The sequence below is a fragment of the Micromonospora sp. IBHARD003 genome, from assembly GCF_056106285.1.
Window position 1 is genome coordinate 2,743,399 of sequence record NZ_JBWBBX010000001.1, and the last position, 19,704, is coordinate 2,763,102.

Below are 19,704 nucleotides of genomic sequence, written 5' to 3' on the forward strand. Positions count from 1 at the left end.
GCGGATCGGGTTCAGGGCACCTCGCCCCTGCTGCGCGCGTTCACGTGCGCCGTCAGCGCGCTGATGCGCTCGGCCACCGTCGCCAGGCGCAGCGCGTCGGGATCGCAGTCCCACTCCCGGCCGCCGCCGATCGGTCTGAGCTGGACGTACGGACCTTCGTGACCCATGACTCTTCCCAGCCGGCCGGTGCTCGTGTCGATCACGTACGATCCCACGGCCGGTTCGGTCATCGGTCCGTCGCCTCCCCCGAAAGGCCGGGCAGCCCCGGCAGCGCGGCCGCGATCCGCCGTGCGGTCTCGACGGTGCACCGGCCCAGCTCGACCAGTACCCGTGCCGCGTCCCCGCCCGCGCAGGACACCGGGTCCAGTCCGAGCGACGGCAGCGTCACCCCGGCGCGGGCGAGGGCATCCCGCAATTCGGCCACGGCGGCCTCGGCGTCCTGGAGATAGTCCTTTTGTTTCACGGTTCTCCCGTCCTTGTCCTCGGGTCCTTTTCTCTCTTCCCATCTCGAGTGTGAAGACACGGACCTAGAATCGGCAGACGTACGCGCGCTACAACTGCATGGCATTGCAGAGGAGTTAATCCATGGCCAACGAAGCTACGGGGCGTGGCGCCGGGTCACGGCTGGCGGCCTGGGAGTTCTTCGGGCAGGAGCTCAAGCAGAGACGCGAGTTGGCGGGGCTGACACAAGGGGAACTGGGGAGACGCGTATTCGTGTCCGGTGGCTACATCGGCCAGTTCGAACAGGCCATTCGGAAACCACAGAGGGATGTGGCGATCCGGATCGATGAAACCCTGCAAACCGGTGGTTTTTTCGAGCGCATGTGGCGAAAGCTCATCGACCGATCGCCTTATGCCGAATATTTCCGCCCGGTGGCGGAGCTGGAGTCGCTGGCGACGAAGATCTGCGGGTTCGTGCCCACGGTCGTGCCGGGACTGCTGCAGACGGCCGACTACGCGCGGGCGGTCACACTCGCGGCCAATCCCTTCGTCACCGAGCGGTACGTGGAGGAGACCGTCGCCGGCCGGATGGAGCGCACCCACATCCTCAAGGGCGCTACAAGGCCCGAGTATTGGGTGACGCTGCACGAGAACGTGTTACGTGTCCCCGTGGGAGGCGCGGAAGCGATGGGCCACCAGCTGGAGCACATCGCTGCGCTGGCGCGCGAGCGCGTCGCCCTGGTCACCGTGCTTCCGTGTGCGGTGGGCGCGCACGCCTCCATGGCTGGTTCGCTGACGCTGATGGAGTTCGACGATGCGCCGCCAACCGCCTATACAGAGACGTCGTTTGCGGGAGAACTGCTGGACGATCCGGCGGTGGTGAAGCGTGCGCAGCGCGCCTACGATCTGCTGAGGGTCGCCGCCCTGTCGCCGGAGGCGTCCCTCGCCCTGATCGAGACGGCGGCGGAGGACTACAGACGATGCACGCATACGACCTGAGCACCGCCCAGTGGCGCAAGAGCAGTCACAGCAATGGCGAAGGGGGCGAGTGCGTCGAGGTGGCGTACGACTTCCCCGGCGCCGCTCCCTGGCGCAAGAGCTCCCACAGCAACGGCGAAGGCGGCGACTGCCTCGAAGTGCTCGACGACGTCCCCGGCGTCGTGCCCGTCCGCGACTCCAAGTACCCCGCCGGCCCCGTCCTCGTCGTCACCGCCGCCGCCTGGACTGCGTTCGTCGGCGGCGTCGTCACGGCAGGCTGAGCTTGCGGCGGACCTCGGATTCCCGTACCGGGTCGCCGAGGTCCGCGTACGCCTCCGCCGCACGGCGGTAGTGGGCGTCGGCGCCCGTCGGGTCGCCCTGGGCGAGCAGGTTGTCGCCGATGGTCTCCGCGAGGGCCGCGACGCCCACGCCGTAACCGGCGTGTTCGAACACGGCGAGCGCGGCGCGGTGGTGGTCGGCGCCCGCGTCGAACGCGCCCCGCTGTTCCTCGAGCCGGCCCAGTTCGCGCAGCGTCCAGCCTTCCCCCACCGGGCGGCCGCGCTCCCGGTACCGGGCGAGTGCGGCGCGCAGGGAGTGTTCGGCGCGGACCAGGCTGCCCGTCTGGACGTAGGCGGCGCCCAGGTTGCGCTGGGCGTCGGCGGGGTAGGCCGGGCTGCCGGGGCGGCGGACGAGGGCGGTGACCGCCGGTTCCAGGCAGGTGATGGCCTCGTCGGGGCGGCGCCGTTGGAGGTGGAGGGCACCGAGGCTGCTGAGGACCTCGGCTTCGCCCATGGCGTGGCCCAGTTCGCGGTAGCCGTTCAGGGCGGTGCGGTACTCCCCCAGTGCCTGTTCGTAGCGGCCGGCATGGCGCAGGGCGTCGCCCAGCAGGCGCCGGGTCTTGATCTGCTCGGAGCGGGTGCCGGTGCGCTGCTGGACGGCGACGGACATCCGCAGATGGTCCACGGCCCGGTCGTAGCGTCCCTCGTGCAGATACGCGGCGCCCATGCCGCGCAGGGCGCAGGCCGCCCAGTGCTGTTCGCCGGAGCGGCGGGCGGCGTCGAGGACCGTGGTCCACATGGCGATGCGCGGGAGCTGGCTCGGCTGGTCCCACAGCCAGCGGTCGGCGGCCAGCGCGAGGGCGAACCCCTCGGCGTGGAGGCCCTCGCGTACCGCGGCGCGGACGAGGAGGGAGACCGTGGCCTGTTCGGCGCCGCCCCAGGCGTGGCTGCCGTGTTCGGAGGCGTCCCGGGTGTGGGCGGTGAGGAGTCGTACGAGGGCGGCCCGGCGTTCACCGGGGGTGGTGTCGCGTTCGAGGCGTTCGGCGGCGAAGAGCCGGACGAGGTCGTGCAGCCGGTAGCCGTCGGGGCCTGTGGATTCGAGGAGTTGGGCGTCGGTGAGACGTTCCAGGCCCGCGCGGGCGGCGTACGGCTCGAAGCCCGCCGCGGCGGCGGCGATCCGGACCGTGATGCGGGAGCCCGGGTGGGCGCCGAGGCTGCGGAACAGCGCGCGGTCGGTGACCTCCAGCGTGTCGTATCCGGCCTCGAAGCCCGCGCGTACGGCGAGATCGCCGACGTGGAGTTCGTCGAGCCGGTGGCGTTCGTCGGCGAGGCGGCCGGCCAGTTCGTCCACCGGCCAGGACGGGCGCGAGCGCAGCCGGGCTGCGGCGATACGGACGGCGAGGGGCAGCAGTCCGCAGGCGCGGACGACGTCGAGGGCGGCCTCGGGTTCGGCGGCGACACGGTCGGGGCCCGCGACGGCGGCGAGGAGGTGGAGCGCGTCGGACTCGGTGAGGACGCCCAGGGCGACCGTGGTGGCCTCGGGAAGGCCGGTGAGCGCGGTACGGCTGGTGATCAGGACGAGGCAGCCCTCGCCGCCGGGGAGCAACGGCCGGACCTGTGCCGCGTCGGCGGCGTCGTCGAGCAGCAGCAGGATGCGAAGCCGGGCGGTGCGGCTACGGAAGCGCGCGGCGAGCACCGCCGGCTCACCGGTCTGTTCCTCGGCGGGGGCGCCGAGTGCGCCGAGGAAGCGGGCGAGTACGGCGGCGGGGGCGGCGGGGTCGCCTCGGCCCGCGCCCAGGTCGGCGCTCAGCTGACCGTCCGGGAAGCGCGGTCGCAGTTGGTGGGCGACGCGGACGGTGAGGGCGGTCTTGCCGCGGCCGGGTGCTCCGGTGACGGCGATCACGCGGCGGCCGCCGGTGTCGGCCATGCGTACCAGGGTGGCGATGTCGGCCTGGCGTCCTGCGAAGTCCGCGACGACGGCGGGGAGTTCGGCGGGGTCGGCCTGGAGGGCCGGGGCACCTGGGTCGGCCGGGGCGGCCGGGGAGCGGCTCGTGCGCAGGCCGCGGGCGGCGAAGGCGGCCGGGGCGACGGTCAGCAGGCCCACCAGCGGCCAGGCGAACGGGGCGAGTGGGGCGATCGCGGCGGGAAGGGTGCCGCCGGTCGCCACGTTCACGGCGACGGCGAGCAGGACGGACAGCAGGCTGGAACCCAGGGCGAGCACGACCGTGGCACGAGTCCGCCGCACAGTCCCCCCGTCCCCCAACCGCCGTACAGATGTGCCCATTGTGGCGTACCCGGACCGGCTCGTAGGTCACGATCACGAGCCGGTCCGGGCAGGGTTCGGGGTGTCAGGAGGAGGCGTGTGTCGAGGCGCTGCCCTTACCGCTCACCAGGGTCCATTCGCGGTGCAGACTGCCCAGCGGAATGCGGTGGCTGAAGATCGGCGTGCCGAAGATGGACAGCTGTAGCTGGAGGTTGCCGCTCAGGTCGAAGCCGCCGTAGAGGGCCCAGCTGCCGACCACCGATGCCTTGCCGTCCGACGATGCGGTGGCGGTGGCGTTCGCCTCACCGCGCAGGTAGGGCGCGAAGTCGGCGGTGACGCCGACCATGCCGTAGAGGCCGATGGACGCCTCGGCGCCGAGTGCGGCCTTCGCCTGGCCGCTCGCGGTGACGGTCGCGGTGAGGGGCGTGCCCTTCACGTCGGAGGTGCTGACCGGGCTCCAGCCCTTGCCGGGGGTGTAGCCACCGCCGACCCGGAAGTCGCCGCCCACCTTCTGCTGGACGTCCAGGGTGACGCGGCCGTCGGCTTCCACCTGGATGTAGCAGGTCAGATCGAGGTTGACGACGACGGGCACGGGGCCGACCTGGATCACCGGGTCGGCGTGCAGCTTGGCGAACGGGATGCGCTGCTTGACGCCGCCGGCCGCGCGGCCCTTGAGCTGCCACTGGGCGTCCCAGTCACCGGTCAGCCCCAGGAAGGCGCCGCGGGGAGCGGACTTGTCCGCCGTGCCGCTGCCGTTGCCGCTGCCGCTGCCGTCGTAGGAGAACTCCACCTGCGGGGAGAGCTGGACGAAGCCGGAGACGGAGGCCGCGGCGGACACGGGCGCGTCCTCGGCGGTGGCGATGGAGGTGCCGACGTCGACGCGCAGGCTGCCGAGGGGCAGCTTGGCGCCCTTGGGCCCGAAGGTGATGCCGCCGGGCTTGGCCCAGGAGAACTTGACGCCCTTCACCAGGGGTTCGACGTCCATCGTCGACGGGTCGACGGGGACCTCGCCCTTGGCCTTGTCGTCGGCGAGGAGGGCGCTGAGGGTGGCCGGCTTGGTGGCGACCTGGGTGCCCTTGTCGGTCTCGCCGACGACCTCGGTGACCTCGGCGAGCAGTCCGTCGGGGGCGCCGGGGGCGGGGGCGCTGGCGATGATGTCGCCGGTCCTGACGGAGGCTTCGGTGCCGGGAGTGCCGGAGGGGCGGGCGGACGGAGTGCCGGACGGCTCGGCCGTCGGGGTGCCGTCGGGGCTGGTAGTGGGCCTGGGGCCGCTGGTGGGGCGGGATCCGGGGGCGCTCTTGGCAGGCTTGGCTATGACGGCGCGTCCGGAGCGCTTGTCGAAGGCGGCGACCTTCAGCGAGCTCTTGCGGGCCCCCTTGGCCTTTCCGCCCGCGGCGGCGACGGCCGTCGGCGTGGGGGCACCGGTCGGCGCGGCGGTGACGTCAAGCTGCTGGGAGTCGTTCGCCGCGGCCTCGGCGACGGGGGTGGCGTCGGCGCCGGTCCGGTGGGACGGGGCGGAGCATGCGCTCGCGGTGAGGGCGAACGTCGTCAGAGCGACGGGGACCAGGAATCTCCTGGTGAGGGCACGCACGGGTGGTCCTCCGGCGAAGGTGATGGGGGGTGGCTTCATTACTCTTGAGTAATGTCTGCCGAAGCATGGCATGCGCACACCGCTCCGTCACCACCGGGTCCCGCCAAGACCGGGATGTTCACGGACAGTTGACGGCCCACCACAGCGTCGTTGCGTCGGGCTCTTGGTGACGGGCATTCACCCGCGGCGGGAATCCGTCGATCCCCGGCATTCGGGTCCTGTACGCGCTCCCTGAGCCCACGCCGGCGCAGGGAGCACATGAAGCGCCGAGGGAAGCCTGTGAAGTACCGCTCCGTCCGGAACGGAGCCGCTAAGGGCTGTCCCGCAATACCCGGCGGACCAGCGCGCGGCGTCAGATGCGGTGCATCGCAAGGCGGAGGGTCCCCCCAATACTGGATATATTGGGGCGATTCGACAACGCAGCGAGGTGCCGTAGCTGTCGTCGCGCGCCCGGCGGGTATTGCGGGACAGCCCTTAGGGCGAGGGGGTGCGGGCCGCCGCCAGCAGCCGTGCGGTGTCGTCCGCGTCCAGCTGCAGGGCGTTGCCCGCGGTCGTCAGCACCTCCCGCTCCGCCGGGCTGTACGGGCCGTCGGCGAGGGCGATGCGGGCGCCCTGCAGCAGGATCGACTCACGGCCGGCGGTGGCCAGATGCGGGGCGAGCGGTTCCAGTGCCTCGTGGAGTTCGATGGCGAGCGCGGCGCCGCACGGTCCCGCGTCGGTGACGAAGCGGCCGGTGTCGGCGGCGAGGGCTTCGATCATCGAGGTGAGGTGGTCCTCGGTGCAGTCGGTGATCCCGGCCGCCCTGACCGCGGTCACAGCGGTCTCCCGGACGGTGCGGGACGCGGTGCCGCCGGCCGCCAGGACCGCGAGGGCGACCGTGTGGACGGCGTCGCGGAGCATCGCGGAGAAGCGGGCGGTGGTCGGGTGGTCGAGGGCCTCGGTGCCGAAGTGGGCGTGGCAGGCGGTGCATTCGACGACGGGGCCGGTCGTGCCGCGCGGCAGGACCGGGACGCCGAGGACGGTGAAGCGGCGGCGGCCGGTGCGGCGGCGGTAATTGCGGTCCCCTCCGCAGCCGGAACAGAAGAACTCGCCGTCGCCGACGGTCGTCCACGAGGTGCGCATACCGAGGACCCGGGGCAGACCACGAAGGAGGGGAATGCCGTTGTTGAGCGGTTTCCCGCCGTGATGTCCTCGGGCTCGCAGCACGTCACACCTCCGTCACTCCCCATGGCCCTCCGGGCGGGTGGGGATCCCCCGGGCGGAGCCAGGAGCCGCCCCACGGCAACGCCGCCGCGTTGACGTGATGTTAGCCACATCGATGATGCCGAGTCAGCACCCTGGCACCAGATCACCGGGACATGGCCGAACCCCGCCCACGTCGGTGCGGGCGGGGTCCGATGTGTGTGCGACCGGATTCGGGACGGGGTGAACCCGGGGGGTCAGCGGGACGCGCGGTTGACGGCGGAGATGACCGCCTTCAGCGAGGCGCGTGTGGTGTTGGCGTCGATGCCGATACCCCACAGGACCTTTCCGTCGATGGCGCACTCGATGTACGAGGCGGCCTGCGCCGACGCGCCCTCGCTCATCGTGTGCTCCTGGTAGTCCAGGACGCGGGCGTCGACGCCGATGCTGTTCAGAGCGTCGATGAACGCGGAGATCGGGCCGTTGCCGGTGCCGGAGAGCACGGTGTCGGCGCCGTCGACGACGGCCTCCACGGTCAGCGTGTCGGTGCCGTCGGTGTCGGACGTGGTCTGGCCGCTGCGCAGCTGGATCCGGCCCCAGCGGGCCGCGTCGTCGTCCGGGTGGGGCAGGTACTCGTCCTGGAAGACGGACCAGATCTCCTTCGGCGTGACCTCTCCGCCCTCGGCGTCGGTCTTGGCCTGAATGATGCGGGAGAACTCGATCTGCATCCGGCGCGGCAGGTCCAGCTTGTGGTCGTTCTTCAGCACATAGGCGATACCGCCCTTGCCGGACTGCGAGTTGACGCGGATGACCGCCTCGTAGGAGCGGCCGACGTCCTTCGGGTCGATCGGCAGGTACGGGACGGCCCACTCGATGTCGTCGACCGTCTTGCCCTGGGCGGCCGCGTCGGCCTCCATGGCGTCGAAGCCCTTCTTGATGGCGTCCTGGTGGGAGCCGGAGAAGGCGGTGTAGACGAGGTCGCCCGCGTAGGGGTGGCGCGGGTGGATCTCCATCTGGTTGCAGTACTCGGACGTACGGCGGATCTCGTCGATCTGCGAGAAGTCGATCTGCGGGTCGACACCCTGTGAGAACAGGTTCATGCCCAGGGTGACCAGGTCGACGTTGCCGGTCCGCTCGCCCTGTCCGAACAGGCAGCCCTCGATGCGGTCGGCGCCCGCCATGATCGCCAGCTCGGCGGCGGCCACGGCGGTGCCGCGGTCGTTGTGCGGGTGCACGGACAGACAGACGTACTCGCGGCGGCTCAGACGGCGGGACATCCACTCGAAGCGGTCCGCGTGCGTGGACGGCGTCGAACGCTCGACGGTCGCCGGCAGGTTCAGGATGATCTCGCGGCCGGGGCCGGGCTGCCAGACGTCGCAGACGGCCTCGCAGACCTCCAGGGCGAAGTCCAGCTCGGTGTCGGTGAAGATCTCGGGGCTGTACTGGTAGCCGAAGGTGGTCTCGTCGCCCAGCAGCTTCTCCGCGTACTCCGTCACCAGACGGGTGCCGTCGACGGCGATCTGCTTGATGTCGTCCTTGGAGCCGCGGAAGACCACCCGGCGGAAGGTCGGGGCGGTGGCGTTGTACAGGTGCACGGTGGCGCGCTTGGCGCCGACGATCGACTCGACGGTGCGCTCGATCAGGTCCTCACGGGCCTGGGTCAGCACGGAGATGGTCACGTCGTCGGGGATCGCGCCCTCTTCGATGATCGAGCGGACGAACGCGAAGTCCGTCTCACCGGAGGAGGGGAAGCCGACCTCGATCTCCTTGTAGCCCATGCGTACCAGCAGGTCGAACATCTCGCGCTTGCGCGAGGGCGACATGGGGTCGATCAGGGCCTGGTTGCCGTCCCGCAGATCGGTCGACAGCCAGCGCGGGGCCTTGGTGATCCGCTGCTCGGGCCAGGTGCGGTCCGGGATGTCCACGGCCTCGAACGGGCGGTACTTGTGGACCGGCATACCGGTCGGCTGCTGGGTGTGCGTCGTGTTGGTGATCGGGGTGGGCTTGCCGATCCACTGCGACTGGGACATTGCGTGGGGCTCCTCGGGTCCTGCAAGGCTGGTGGGTCCCTCGCCCGGAGGCTGTCGGGACGGCCGACTGTCGAACGCAGCACCAGACTCCGCGGGGAGGGGGTCGGCCTACGACTACAGGCCCTCGCCGCGGCAGCTAAGAAGAAGCAGCCCGAAACGCATGATGCGATCGAGAGTAGCCGAGCTTCCGCGGGAGCGGCGGTCCCGTATCAGTATGCGGGACGACCGATCAGCCAACCGATCGGTAACGGGGAATTGTGACAGACCACTCCATTTCACTAATCGTCGTCGCAACTCGTGACAGTTCCATGACCCAGTGCCACATTGCCAGACATGGACTCCTCCACACGAGCCGGGCGTTCCCGGCAACCCGTCTTCTGCGGCATCGTGCCGCCGCACATCCTCGACAAGCTCGCCACCAGCGACGACCCCGCGATCTCCGCGGCTGCCCGCCGCACCCTGGTCTCCGATGCCGCGCAGCGCACCAGCCGTCGGCTGACCACCGTCATCGGGGCTTCCGCCCCGGCGGCCGCAGCGGCCGCCGACGGGCCGAGACGCACCCTGTACGACGCGGAGCACGGCACGGAGCTGCCCGGCACCAAGGTGCGCGACGAGGGTGAGGACCCGGGCCAGGACGCCACGGTGAACCGTGCGTACGCAGGGCTCGGCGCGACCTTCGAACTGCTGCTGTCCGCCTACGGGCGCAACTCGATCGACGGCGAGGGCCTGCCGCTGATCGCGACCGTGCACTACGACGAGAACTACGGCAACGCCTTCTGGAACGGCGACCAGATGGTGTTCGGCGACGGGGACGGCGAGATCTTCCTCGACTTCACCGTGCCGGTCGACGTGATCGCGCACGAACTCGCCCACGGCGTCACCCAGTACACGGCGAACCTCACCTACTTCGGGCAGCCCGGCGCGCTGAACGAGTCGGTGTCGGACGTCTTCGGTTCGCTGGTGAAGCAGTACACGCTCGACCAGACCGCGGACCAGGCCGACTGGCTGATCGGCGCCGGGCTGCTCGCGCCGCGGGTGACGGGCGTGGCGCTGCGCTCGATGAAGGAGCCCGGTTCGGCGTACGACGACGACGTCCTCGGCAAGGACCCGCAGCCCGGGACGATGGAGGACTACGTCCGTACCGGGCGGGACAACGGCGGTGTGCACATCAACTCCGGCATCCCCAACCACGCGTTCTACCTGCTGGCGACACAACTCGGCGGCAAGGCGTGGGAGCGGGCCGGACAGATCTGGTTCGACGTGCTGACCGGCGGGGCTCTCGAGGTGGACGCGTCCTTCACCGACTTCGCCCGGGCGACGGTGGCCGCCGCGGCGCAGCGCTACGGCGAGGGCGATGAGCACGAGGCGGTGGTGAAGGCCTGGGCACAGGTCGGTGTGCCTGCCAACTGAGCCGGTTCCGTAATAGACAAGGAACCATGCGTATCCAAGTACGACGCACAGGTGGTTTCGCCGGTATCGAACGGGTCGCCGAGATCGACACGGCGGGCCGGTCCGACGCCCATGAGTGGCACGCCCTGGCCGAACAGGCGGTGAGCGACGGCCGGGGCACACCTCCGGTGGGAGTGCCGGACGGTTTCCAGTACCAGCTGACGGTGGACGGGAAGACGGTCTACTGCGCGGATCCGAGGCTCACCGAGGCGCAGCGGACGCTGATCTCGCGGGTGCTGAAGGAAGGCGCGTAGGGGATGGCTTCGGGCCCGGGGTCACAGGACCACCGGGCCGCCCCGTGTCATGGGACCGCCGGGTCAGAAGCCCAGCCGGCGCAGCTGCTTCGGGTCGCGCTGCCAGTCCTTGGCGACCTTCACATGCAGGTCCAGGAAGACCGGGGTGCCCAGCAGTGCCTCGATGTGCTTGCGGGACTTGATGCCGACCTCCTTCAGCCGGCTGCCCTTCGGGCCGATGACGATGCCCTTCTGGCTGGGACGCTCGATGTAGACGTTCGCGTGGATGTCCAGCAGCGGCTTGTCCGCCGGGCGCCCCTCGCGGGGCAGCATCTCCTCGACGACCACCGCGATGGAGTGCGGCAGCTCGTCCCGTACGCCCTCCAGCGCCGCCTCGCGGATCAGCTCGGCGACCATGACCTGCTCGGGCTCGTCGGTGAGATCGCCCTCCGGGTAGAGCGGGGGGCTCTCCGGGAGCAGCGGCACCAGCAGATCGCCGAGCAGGGTCACCTGCTTGTCGCCGACGGCCGAGACGGGCACGATCTCCGCCCATTCGAAGCCGAGCTCCTGGCCGAGCCGGTCGACGGCGATGAGCTGCTCGGCCAGGGTCTTGGAGTCCACCAGATCGGTCTTGGTGACGATCGCGACCCTCGGGGTCTTCTTGATCCCGGCCAGCTCCTTGGCGATGAAGCGGTCACCGGGACCGATCTTCTGGTCCGCGGGCAGACAGAAACCGATCACGTCGACCTCGGCCCAGGTGGTGCGCACCACGTCGTTGAGCCGCTCACCGAGCAGGGTGCGCGGCTTGTGCAGACCGGGCGTGTCGACGAGCACGAGCTGGGCGTTCAGATCGGGACGGTGCACGATGCCGCGGACCGTGTGGCGGGTCGTCTGCGGCCGGTTGGAGGTGATGGCCACCTTCTGGCCCACCAGAGCGTTCGTGAGGGTGGACTTGCCCGCGTTGGGACGGCCGACGAAGCAGGCGAAGCCGGCGCGGTGCGGGGCATCGGATCCAGGGGTGTGAACGCTCATGCGGGCCATTGTCCCTGATCCCCGCACCCCTCACGTACCGCGCACCGTCCGGCGGCCACGCATCAGCGGCCGGCCGGTCGATTCCGCACCCGTCCCCCGGCGCCGCCGCAGCCACAGCCACACCGCCGAGCCCGTGCCCGCCGCCACGATGACGGCCGCGACCAGCCAGGGCAGCGCGAGGAACGACACCGCGGCCGACTCGCGTACCTCGCGGGCCCGGGCGGTCAGCGTGACCTCGCCCCAGTCGAGCTGGGGGGCGCCCGCCCAGCGTTCGGTGAGCCGGATCCGCTGGCGGGGCAGCAGTTCGGCCGGGATCCTCGTCAGCTCGCGGTCCAGCAGCGTCCGTCCGAAGAGGCCCTCGGCGCGCAGGGCGACCTTGGGGTTGAGGGTGACGTTGCCGCGGTTGTGGAGGGTGTACGAGATGAGGGCGCTGCTCTCGCCGGCGCCGGGCACCAGCGGCCGGTCCGGCTCGTAGGTCACGTCCTCGACCGTCAGCGCGGCCATCGTCGGACCGTTCACGCGCAGATAGATCCTGGCGCCGACGGCCCGCTGGATGCCGACGGCGACGGATTCCCCGGACCCGGGGGCGATCCGCTCGTCGAGGGCGACGAGCGCCCCGGGGTGGTCGCCGGGCTCGGCGTTCTCGGGGACGGTGAGGGTGTAGGGGACGGTGACCGAGGAGTGCGCGGGGACGGTCACCCGCCGGCGCTCCGGCTTCGCCCATGCGCCGACGCCGCGCTGGTGTTCCTTGAGGGTGCGTACGGCGAAGCCCCCGTCCCGTTCCGTGTTGTACGCGTCGGCGGCGTACAGCAGGAAGCTCAGGGGGCCTGACGTCTTGTTGCCGACGGTGACCCGGTCGGTGACGGTCGTTCCGGGTCCGGCGGAGAGATAGGAGTAGGGGCGTTTGCCGAGCCCGGACGCGGCAGGCTCGACCGACCACTCGCCGTTGTCGGCGGCTTCGGCGGCCGGTGCCCCGTACAGCAGCGCGGTAGTGATCGCGGTCAGGATCAGGGTCAGGACCAGGAGGAGTGCTGACGGTCTTCGCACAGTGCGGATTCCCCGGTGTCGGGGCGGGCCGACCGGGTGCGCGCCCGGCCCGCCTGGTGGTCAGGTGAGCGTGAGCGTCAGCACTCCGGCGTAGGCGCCCGGTGCCGTGAACGCCGGGACGTTCAGCGACAGCTTCGCGCCCGCGGTGAACTCACCGCCGGTGACCGCGCCGTTGGGTGTGGACGCCAGGGTGGCACCGGCGATGCCGATAGCCCCCGCGGAGCCCGCGGCGCAGGTGCTGGGGCTGCCGGCCTTGGTGGTGCAGGACGGCGTCCAGGAGAGCTTGCCCGCGTCGATCTTCCCGCCGGGTCCGCTGAAGTCGGTGACCTTGCCGGTCAGGGACCAGCCCGCGGGGCCGCCGCGGAAGTCCTTGACCGTCACCGCGTTCAGATCGCCGGCGGCTGCGCCGCCCTGGCCGAAGTCGACGGACGTCAGCTGGACGGTGTCACCGGCCTGGGTCATGGACAGGGTGCCTGCCGCGACCGAGGCGTTGAGCTTCTGGCTGTTCGGCGGTGCGGGGGTGTCGTCGATGACGGTGTACGCCGCAGGACCCGCGCCCTTGGTGGCGTCCCAGGCGGCGCCCTCGTAGGCGACGATTCCGGTGCTCGCCTTGTCGCTCACCGTGAGCTGCGCGGTGAACGAGCCGCCGGAGTCCGCCTTGACCGTCGTCTTGTCGGCGGTCTCCGCCGCTCCGGAGCGGCCGGCCACGGTGACATCGGCGCCCGGGGCGAACTTGGTCCCGGTGACCGTGACCTTGTCGCCCGGTTTGCCGGACGCCGTACCGAGCTGGATGGCACGCTCGTTGGGGACGGACTGCGGGGTGGCGACGATCGTCTGGGAGACGGGTGCGGGCGGGTTCGTCACCGTGCAGGGAGTGTCCAGCTCCATGATGTAGCTGGTGTGGATGTTGTAGTCGCCGGGCGAGAGCGTGGTCGTGCCGGCCGCGGTGACCGTGAACGTGCCGGTCATCGAGAACGACGGGAACGGCGCCTTGCCCGGCACCGGCGGGTTCTTCTTGGGACCGGTCATCGTGACGCTGCCGGTCTGGGCACCGCCGAGGGTGACCTTGCCGGTGGGCGTCATGATGTCGGCCGGGAGGGCGATGTCGACGGGGTTGCCGGCGGCGGGTTTGGTCACGGTGTACGTGACGGTGACCGTGTCACCGACCTTGGGTGCGGCGTTGTCGACGGTGATCTCGGCGGTCGTGGTGCCGTCGATGGGCGGGATGCCGGCGATCGGCGGTGGTACGCAGTGGGTCGGGAAGTCCACCGCTTGAGCCATCGCCTGGGCGTGCGCCGCGGGCGCGGTGAGAAGCCCGCCCCCGGAGACCGCCAGGGCGGTCACCCCCAGAACGGCTGCCCAGCGGCGTCTTCGGGTGGACGATCGTAGGGATGCCATGTGCTTCCCCCTTCAGTCGGTGGCCGCCATTGACGGGTTGAGGGGGAGAGAAGTCAATGGAAGCGAAATGCACCGACTGATGACCCATCAGATACTGTCAAGATCCCCGTTTCCGCAGGTCAGCACGTGGCCACAGGCCGTCACCGGAGGCGCTGGTTCCATCGCACGGAACCTCGGCCACGGACCTTCCCTGGGCGGGGGTCCAGGCGGTGACCGACGCCACCGGCATGCCGGACGTGCCCGCCCGGCATGCCGGTCAGGCCGGGGCGGAGCCGCGGCTGCGCAGTCGGGCGACGAGGGCCGCCCCGCCCGTCAGCGCCCAGAGCAGGACGAGCACGCCGATCGTCAGGTCCAGCCAGTCGACGGGGTCGCCACGGAGGAGATCCGCGGCCGCCGGAATGCCCGCGGCGAGTCCGGCCATCACGAGGATCACGGTCGCCGCCCCGTGCAGTACGTCCCGGCGGCGGCCGGTGGTCAGCTCCCCGACGGCGGCCGCCGCCAGGAAGAGCGGGAACGCGTCGGCGGGGACCAGCCTGCCGTCCACGGCCCAGTCGATCAGGTTGACGACGATGCCGACGAGCGCGACCGCCAGGGCGACGCGGGCCCAGAGGGCGCGGGGCGCCCGGGCCGCCATCAGCCCGCCGTCACGGTCAGCCGGAGCTGTCCGTCCGGTCCCGCCAGCAGCACCGGCGTCTGCGCGCCGCCCAGGTCGCGCACGGCGGCGCGGTCCGCGTCGGCGACCGCGTCCGTGTCGGCGACGACGGCCGCCGCCTCGAGGGACTTCGCACCGCTCGCCACGGCCATCGCGACCGCGGTCTGCAGGGCGCTCAGCCGCAGCGACTCGAGCGCCACGGTGCCCGCGACATACGTACGCCCGGTCTCGTCCCTCACCGCCGCGCCCTCCGGCACGCCGTTGCGGGCACGGGCGCTGCGCGCCAGCGTGATGATCTTGCGGTCCTCGGGGCCGGGTTCGGTGCTCTCAGTCATGCGCCGAGCATAAGTGCAAGCCCCCGCGCGGGGCCGTGCACGCTCACCCTGTGACCTGTGACCTGCGACCTGCGACCGTGCCGGGACATGGCGGGGTCGTGGCCCGCGCAGACACTCCCTGACGGGGTCAGGGCCGGTCGAGCCGGTGCCGCTCGGCCTTGGGGAGGGTCGCGACGACCAGGTCGTACGAGTCCTCGATGAGCTCCCGGACCATGCGGGCCGGGAGCTCGTCCACCGTGACCGTGTTCCAGTGGCGCTTGTTGAGGTGCCAGCCGGGCACGATCGCCGGGTGCTCGGCGCGCAGGCGCACCGCGTCGTCGGGATCGCACTTGAGCGACACCTTGAGCGGAGCGGATCCGAGGTCGGTGAGCGCGAACATCTTCCCGGCGACCTTGAAGACGGACACCTCGGGGGTGAAGGGGAACTCCTCCACCGCGGCGTTCTGTTCCAGGCAGAAGGCCTTGAGCTGCCTCGCGCTCATCCGGTCGCTCACTGGGGCTCCACCAGCACGGTGACGATCTTGTTCCGGCGTCCGGCGGGCGACTCGGCCGTCATCCGCAGAGCACGCCCGTCCGGGAGGTCCACCACCGCGGTCGCCCCGGCGATCGGGACCCGTCCGAGCGATTTCGCGAGGAGTCCGCCGACCGTCTCGACATCCTCGTCGTCGAACTCGTCGAGCCCGAACAGCTCGCCGAGGTCGCCGATGTCGAGGCGGGCGGTGACCCGGTAGCGCGAGTCGCCGAGCTCCTCGACCGGCGGCAGCTCGCGGTCGTATTCGTCGGTGATCTCGCCGACGATCTCCTCGAGGATGTCCTCGATGGTGACGATGCCCGCCGTGCCGCCGTACTCGTCGATCACGACGGCGACGTGGTTGCGCTCCTGCTGCATCTCCCGCAGCAGATCGCCGGCGTTCTTGGTGTCGGGCACGAACGCGGCGGGGCGCATCGCCGTGGAGACCAGCTCGGCCTCCGCGTCACGGCTGATGTGCGTCTTGCGGACGAGGTCCTTGAGGTAGACGATCCCGACGATGTCGTCCTCGTTCTCGCCGGTCACGGGGATACGGGAGAAACCGGAGCGCAGGGCGAGGGTCAGCGCCTGGCGGATGGTCTTGTAGCGCTCGATACAGATCAGGTCGGTACGCGGGACCATGACCTCCCGCACGAGGGTGTCGCCGAGTTCGAAGACGGAGTGCACCATCTTGCGTTCCTCGGCCTCGATCAGCGACTCCTGCTCGGCGAGGTCGACCATGGCACGCAGCTCCGCCTCGCTGGCGAACGGGCCCTTACGGAAGCCCTTTCCGGGGGTGAGCGCGTTTCCGATGAGGATCAGCAGCTGCGGGATCGGGCCCATGATGCGGGCGAGCGGCAGGAGTACGTACGCGGCGGCGGTCGCCGTGTTCAGCGGGTGCTGGCGGCCGATGGTGCGCGGGGAGACACCGACCGCGACATAGGAGACGAGGACCATCACACCGATGGCGACGACCAGCGCCTCCCAGGTCTGGGAGAACTCCTGCAGACAGGCGTAGGTGACCAGGGCCCCGGCGGCCATCTCGCAGGCGACGCGCACCAGCAGCGCCACGTTGAGATAGCGGGTCGGGTCGGAGGCCACCTCGACGAGCCGCTGGGCGCCGCGACGGCCCCCGCGCAGCGCCTCCTCGGCGCGGAAGGCCGAGACACGGGCGATGCCCGCCTCGGCGCAGGCGGCGAGCCAGGCGACGACGACGAGCAGGACCGCTCCGGCGATCAGCTGGGCGCTCATGGGGCGATCACATTCGTACGGAGAGCGGCGTCGCCCGTGGTGCGGACGGCGCCGGCGGCCTGGCCAGGTCTCATGAGACGGTCGGTGCCGGCGACGGGCCCGTCAGGCCCTTCCCGGCGCGCCAGCCGTCGACGATCGCCGCCTGCAGACCGAACATCTCGGCGCGCTCGTCGGGCTCCTCGTGGTCGTAGCCGAGGAGATGCAGCACCCCGTGGACGGTGAGGAGCTGGAGCTCCTCGTCCATGGAGTGCTGGGTGGGTGCCTCCTCGCCCTGTCTGCGGGCGACCTCCGGGCAGAGCACGATGTCGCCGAGGAGCCCCTGCGGGGGCTCCTCGGAGTCCTTGACCGGCGGACGCAGCTCGTCCATGGGGAAGGACATGACATCGGTCGGGCCCGGCAAATCCATCCACTGGATGTGGAGCTGCTCCATGGCGTCGGCGTCCACGACGATCACCGAGAGCTCGGAGAGCGGGTGGATCCGCATCCGCGCGAGCGCGTAGCGGGCGATGTCGAGGATCGCCTGTTCCTCGACCTCTGTGCCGGACTCGTTGTTGACGTCGATCGACATGGTGCTGACGGTTCACTTCCCGTGGGTGCCGTGGGTGCCGTTTCGGCTGTCGTACAGCTCGTACGCGTCGACGATACGGCCGACGAGCTTGTGCCGGACGACATCCTGCGACGTCAGCATGGAGAAGTGCACATCGGGGACCCCGTCCAGGATCTCCCGGACCTGGCGCAGACCGCTCTTGGTCCCGCCGGGCAGGTCGACCTGGGTGATGTCACCCGTGATGACGATCTTGGAATCGAAGCCCAGACGCGTCAGGAACATCTTCATCTGTTCCGGATTGGTGTTCTGTGCCTCGTCAAGGATGATGAACGCGTCATTGAGCGTACGGCCACGCATGTATGCCAGCGGTGCGACCTCGATCGTGCCCGCGGCCATCAGACGCGGGATCGAGTCGGGGTCGATCATGTCGTGCAGGGCGTCGTAGAGCGGCCGCAGATACGGGTCGATCTTCTCGTAGAGCGTGCCGGGCAGGAAGCCGAGCCGCTCGCCCGCCTCGACCGCGGGCCGGGTCAGGATGATCCGGTTGACCTGCTTCGACTGCAGGGCCTGGACCGCCTTGGCCATGGCCAGATACGTCTTGCCGGTACCGGCGGGGCCGATGCCGAAGACGACCGTGTGCTTGTCGATGGCGTCGACGTAACGCTTCTGGTTGAGGGTCTTGGGACGGATGGTGCGACCGCGACTGGAGAGGATGTTCTGGGTGAGGACTTCGGCCGGGGTCTCGTCCGGTCCGTTGCCGTTCTCGCTCGCCCTGAGCATGGCGATCGAGCGTTCCACTGCGTCCTCCGTCATCGGCTGTCCGGTGCGGAGCACCAGCATCATCTCGTCGAACAGGCGCTGGATGAGGGCGACTTCCCGCTCCTCGCCGACCGCGCTCACCTCATTGCCCCGGACATGGATGTCGGCCGCGGGGAAGGCCCTCTCGATCACGCGCAGCAGGGCGTCACCCGAGCCGAGAACGGTCACCATCGGATGCTTGGCGGGGACGGTGAACTGGGCTCGTGCCTGCCCCGGCGCGGGGGTCCCCCCGGCGGTCTCGGGCCGCCCGGGAGTGTTCTTGGCTGTGGGTGTCTGAGTCATGGGCCGGCTCTGTGGCCTGCACATACCTCCCGTTGCAGGGTTCTCGCTGCTCGACAACCTCTGGGATACAAGCGTACGACCCCGCGCCGACAGTGCCGAAGCGTTTTTCAAGCGGAACGGCGGAAGCCGATCGTGGGAACCGCTCTCGCCAGCGGCCAGGGGCGGCTGGCCCCCGGCAGCAGCACGTCCAGCAGCCGGCCCAGGAAGGCGTAGCGCGCCAGCGCTTCCGGGTCCTGGTCGGCGTATTCCCGTACGCGCTGCCACCAGGCCGCCACCTCCGACCAACCGGGTGCGGAGAGTGACCCGCCGAACTCCTGCACCGACAGCGCCGCCGTCAGCCCGGCGAAGGCGAGGCGGTCGGCGAGGGGCCAGCCCGCGAGCGTGCCGGTGACGAATCCCGCCATGAAGACGTCGCCCGCGCCGGTCGGGTCCAGCGCCTCCACATCGATCGCCGGGACCTCCGCGACCTCGCCCGAGGCACCGTCGACGGCGACCGCGCCGTCCGCTCCGAGTGTGACGACGGCGACCGGCACCCTCTCTGCCAGCGCACGGGCCGCCGCGCGCGGGCAGTCGGTTCGGGTGTAGCGCATCGCCTCCTCCGCGTTGGGCAGGAACGCCTCGCACAGCTCCAGGCCGGGCAGGGCGTCCAGGTCCCAGCGGCCGGTGTCGTCCCAGCCGACGTCCGCGAAGATCCGGGCGCCGCGCGCCGCGGCCTGGGCGATCCAGCCCTCCCGGCGACCGGGGACGAGGGAGGCGACGGCGGCCCGGGCCCGGGGCGGGACCGAGTGCGCCGGGGGGACCCCGTCCTCGCCGCCGCCCCCGGTGGCGTCGGGCGGCGGGGCCTCGTGGCCGTGCGAGACCATCGTCCGCTCGCCCTCGTACGCCATGGAGACGGTGACCGGGGAGTGCCAGCCCGGGATGGTGCGCGACATCGACAGGTCGATGCCCTCACCCTGTTCGAGCGCGTCCCAGCAGTAGTCGCCGTAGTGATCGTCGCCGAAGGCCGCGGCGAGCGAGGTCCGCAGGCCGAGGCGGGCGAGAGCGGTGGCCATATTGGCCACGCCGCCGGGGCTGGAGCCCATACCGCGGGCCCAGGACTCGGTGCCGCGGACGGGAGCGCTGTCGAGGCCGGTGAAGACGATGTCGAGGAAGACCGTGCCGGTGAGAAAGACGTCGCACCCGGGATCGCCGTCCGCGCGCAGCGCCCCGAGCGGGTCGGCGCGCTCGCCCAACGGGCTTGCGACGGCGGCGTGTTGCAAGTCTCCGTCGGGCGTGATCACAGCGCCTCCCGGGGTGCGGTGCACGGCGGTGCGGGGCGGTACGGGATCTGGCCAGTGTGCCGGATCCGGAGCCCTGCCGGACCTCACCGCCCCACCGGAAGTCGCGCCC

Annotated in this window: 20 protein-coding genes; 4 read left to right on the forward strand and 16 right to left on the reverse strand. The window is 71.0% G+C overall.

All coding sequences use genetic code 11. The annotated features are described in order from the left end of the window. Positions 1-11: 11 nt before the first annotated feature. Complete coding sequence (locus ACTWOL_RS12320) at positions 12-230, reverse strand: hypothetical protein (protein ID WP_474296697.1); 219 nt, start codon at positions 228-230, stop codon at positions 12-14. Continuing rightward, complete coding sequence (locus ACTWOL_RS12325) at positions 227-463, reverse strand: hypothetical protein (protein WP_474296698.1); 237 nt, start codon at positions 461-463, stop codon at positions 227-229. The genes ACTWOL_RS12320 and ACTWOL_RS12325 overlap by 4 nt, the downstream gene beginning before the upstream one ends. Positions 464-585: 122 nt before the next feature. On the opposite strand from ACTWOL_RS12325, the gene ACTWOL_RS12330 reads away from it, so the two are divergent. Both ACTWOL_RS12330 and ACTWOL_RS12335 read left to right on the forward strand, forming a co-directional pair. Further along, the gene (locus ACTWOL_RS12330; RefSeq protein ID WP_474296699.1) at positions 586-1,440 is read left to right on the forward strand and encodes a helix-turn-helix domain-containing protein; all 855 of its coding nucleotides are present in this window, start codon (positions 586-588) and stop codon (positions 1,438-1,440) included. After that, a complete protein-coding gene (locus ACTWOL_RS12335) occupies positions 1,422-1,700 on the forward strand; it encodes a DUF397 domain-containing protein (RefSeq protein ID WP_474296700.1) in 279 nt (92 codons plus the stop codon). The genes ACTWOL_RS12330 and ACTWOL_RS12335 overlap by 19 nt, the downstream gene beginning before the upstream one ends. On the opposite strand, the gene ACTWOL_RS12340 is transcribed toward ACTWOL_RS12335, so the two are convergent. The 4 genes from ACTWOL_RS12340 to leuA all read right to left on the reverse strand — a co-directional run bounded on the left by ACTWOL_RS12340 (position 1,687) and on the right by leuA (position 8,763). Then, positions 1,687-3,942 (reverse strand): ATP-binding protein, encoded by a 2,256-nt coding sequence (locus ACTWOL_RS12340; RefSeq protein ID WP_474296701.1) that lies wholly within the window; start codon positions 3,940-3,942, stop codon positions 1,687-1,689. The genes ACTWOL_RS12335 and ACTWOL_RS12340 overlap by 14 nt on opposite strands. A 103-nt stretch (positions 3,943-4,045) precedes the next feature. Beyond that, positions 4,046-5,590: a hypothetical protein gene (locus ACTWOL_RS12345; protein WP_474296702.1), complete on the reverse strand. Its 1,545-nt coding sequence runs from the start codon at positions 5,588-5,590 to the stop codon at positions 4,046-4,048. Between the two features lie 435 nt (positions 5,591-6,025). Then, positions 6,026-6,757 (reverse strand): TerB family tellurite resistance protein, encoded by a 732-nt coding sequence (locus tag ACTWOL_RS12350; protein WP_474296703.1) that lies wholly within the window; start codon positions 6,755-6,757, stop codon positions 6,026-6,028. 233 nt (positions 6,758-6,990) lie between these two features. Beyond that, a complete protein-coding gene (leuA, locus tag ACTWOL_RS12355) occupies positions 6,991-8,763 on the reverse strand; it encodes a 2-isopropylmalate synthase (protein WP_474296704.1) in 1,773 nt (590 codons plus the stop codon). Positions 8,764-9,096: 333 nt separating this feature from the next. Between leuA and ACTWOL_RS12360 the strand changes: the two genes are divergently transcribed. Both ACTWOL_RS12360 and ACTWOL_RS12365 read left to right on the forward strand, forming a co-directional pair. Further along, positions 9,097-10,173: a M4 family metallopeptidase gene (locus tag ACTWOL_RS12360; protein ID WP_474296705.1), complete on the forward strand. Its 1,077-nt coding sequence runs from the start codon at positions 9,097-9,099 to the stop codon at positions 10,171-10,173. 26 nt (positions 10,174-10,199) lie between these two features. Next, a complete protein-coding gene (locus ACTWOL_RS12365; RefSeq protein WP_474296706.1) occupies positions 10,200-10,466 on the forward strand; it encodes a protealysin inhibitor emfourin in 267 nt (88 codons plus the stop codon). Between the two features lie 63 nt (positions 10,467-10,529). On the opposite strand, the gene era is transcribed toward ACTWOL_RS12365, so the two are convergent. The 10 genes from era to ACTWOL_RS12415 form a co-directional block, all read right to left on the reverse strand. Then, on the reverse strand, positions 10,530-11,477 hold the full coding sequence (gene era, locus ACTWOL_RS12370) for a GTPase Era (protein ID WP_474296707.1): 948 nt from the start codon (positions 11,475-11,477) through the stop codon (positions 10,530-10,532). 30 nt (positions 11,478-11,507) lie between these two features. Beyond that, positions 11,508-12,524: a hypothetical protein gene (locus ACTWOL_RS12375; protein WP_474296708.1), complete on the reverse strand. Its 1,017-nt coding sequence runs from the start codon at positions 12,522-12,524 to the stop codon at positions 11,508-11,510. Positions 12,525-12,584: 60 nt separating this feature from the next. Continuing rightward, positions 12,585-13,922 (reverse strand): hypothetical protein, encoded by a 1,338-nt coding sequence (locus ACTWOL_RS12380; RefSeq protein ID WP_474296709.1) that lies wholly within the window; start codon positions 13,920-13,922, stop codon positions 12,585-12,587. A 256-nt stretch (positions 13,923-14,178) separates the two neighbouring features. After that, positions 14,179-14,556, reverse strand: a complete 378-nt coding sequence (locus ACTWOL_RS12385) for a hypothetical protein (RefSeq protein WP_474296711.1) — start codon at positions 14,554-14,556, stop codon at positions 14,179-14,181. Further along, on the reverse strand, positions 14,556-14,909 hold the full coding sequence (locus tag ACTWOL_RS12390; RefSeq protein ID WP_474296712.1) for a cytidine deaminase: 354 nt from the start codon (positions 14,907-14,909) through the stop codon (positions 14,556-14,558). Before ACTWOL_RS12390 ends, ACTWOL_RS12385 begins: the two co-directional genes overlap by 1 nt. A gap of 127 nt (positions 14,910-15,036) precedes the next feature. Beyond that, positions 15,037-15,390, reverse strand: coding sequence for an MmcQ/YjbR family DNA-binding protein (locus ACTWOL_RS12395; protein ID WP_474296713.1), 354 nt, complete (start codon positions 15,388-15,390; stop codon positions 15,037-15,039). An 8-nt stretch (positions 15,391-15,398) separates the two neighbouring features. Beyond that, positions 15,399-16,667: a hemolysin family protein gene (locus ACTWOL_RS12400; RefSeq protein WP_474296714.1), complete on the reverse strand. Its 1,269-nt coding sequence runs from the start codon at positions 16,665-16,667 to the stop codon at positions 15,399-15,401. Between the two features lie 70 nt (positions 16,668-16,737). Continuing rightward, entirely contained in the window at positions 16,738-17,235 is a 498-nt protein-coding gene (gene ybeY, locus ACTWOL_RS12405; protein WP_474296715.1) for an rRNA maturation RNase YbeY, read from the reverse strand. Positions 17,236-17,247: 12 nt separating this feature from the next. Further along, complete coding sequence (locus ACTWOL_RS12410) at positions 17,248-18,315, reverse strand: PhoH family protein (protein ID WP_474296717.1); 1,068 nt, start codon at positions 18,313-18,315, stop codon at positions 17,248-17,250. Between the two features lie 107 nt (positions 18,316-18,422). After that, the gene (locus ACTWOL_RS12415) at positions 18,423-19,595 is read right to left on the reverse strand and encodes a PfkB family carbohydrate kinase (RefSeq protein ID WP_474296718.1); all 1,173 of its coding nucleotides are present in this window, start codon (positions 19,593-19,595) and stop codon (positions 18,423-18,425) included. Positions 19,596-19,704 lie beyond the last annotated feature (109 nt).

Coding starts and splice junctions, on each gene's coding strand:
- ACTWOL_RS12320 (WP_474296697.1), bottom strand. CDS start 230: ATGACCGAACCGGCCGTGGGATCGTACGTGATCGACACGAGCACCGGC.
- ACTWOL_RS12330 (WP_474296699.1), top strand. CDS start 586: ATGGCCAACGAAGCTACGGGGCGTGGCGCCGGGTCACGGCTGGCGGCC.
- ACTWOL_RS12335 (WP_474296700.1), top strand. CDS start 1,422: ATGCACGCATACGACCTGAGCACCGCCCAGTGGCGCAAGAGCAGTCAC.
- ACTWOL_RS12345 (WP_474296702.1), bottom strand. CDS start 5,590: ATGAAGCCACCCCCCATCACCTTCGCCGGAGGACCACCCGTGCGTGCC.
- leuA (WP_474296704.1), bottom strand. CDS start 8,763: ATGTCCCAGTCGCAGTGGATCGGCAAGCCCACCCCGATCACCAACACG.
- ACTWOL_RS12360 (WP_474296705.1), top strand. CDS start 9,097: ATGGACTCCTCCACACGAGCCGGGCGTTCCCGGCAACCCGTCTTCTGC.
- ACTWOL_RS12365 (WP_474296706.1), top strand. CDS start 10,200: ATGCGTATCCAAGTACGACGCACAGGTGGTTTCGCCGGTATCGAACGG.
- era (WP_474296707.1), bottom strand. CDS start 11,477: ATGAGCGTTCACACCCCTGGATCCGATGCCCCGCACCGCGCCGGCTTC.
- ACTWOL_RS12380 (WP_474296709.1), bottom strand. CDS start 13,922: ATGGCATCCCTACGATCGTCCACCCGAAGACGCCGCTGGGCAGCCGTT.
- ACTWOL_RS12385 (WP_474296711.1), bottom strand. CDS start 14,556: ATGGCGGCCCGGGCGCCCCGCGCCCTCTGGGCCCGCGTCGCCCTGGCG.
- ACTWOL_RS12390 (WP_474296712.1), bottom strand. CDS start 14,909: ATGACTGAGAGCACCGAACCCGGCCCCGAGGACCGCAAGATCATCACG.
- ACTWOL_RS12395 (WP_474296713.1), bottom strand. CDS start 15,390: ATGAGCGCGAGGCAGCTCAAGGCCTTCTGCCTGGAACAGAACGCCGCG.
- ACTWOL_RS12400 (WP_474296714.1), bottom strand. CDS start 16,667: ATGAGCGCCCAGCTGATCGCCGGAGCGGTCCTGCTCGTCGTCGTCGCC.
- ybeY (WP_474296715.1), bottom strand. CDS start 17,235: ATGTCGATCGACGTCAACAACGAGTCCGGCACAGAGGTCGAGGAACAG.
- ACTWOL_RS12410 (WP_474296717.1), bottom strand. CDS start 18,315: ATGACTCAGACACCCACAGCCAAGAACACTCCCGGGCGGCCCGAGACC.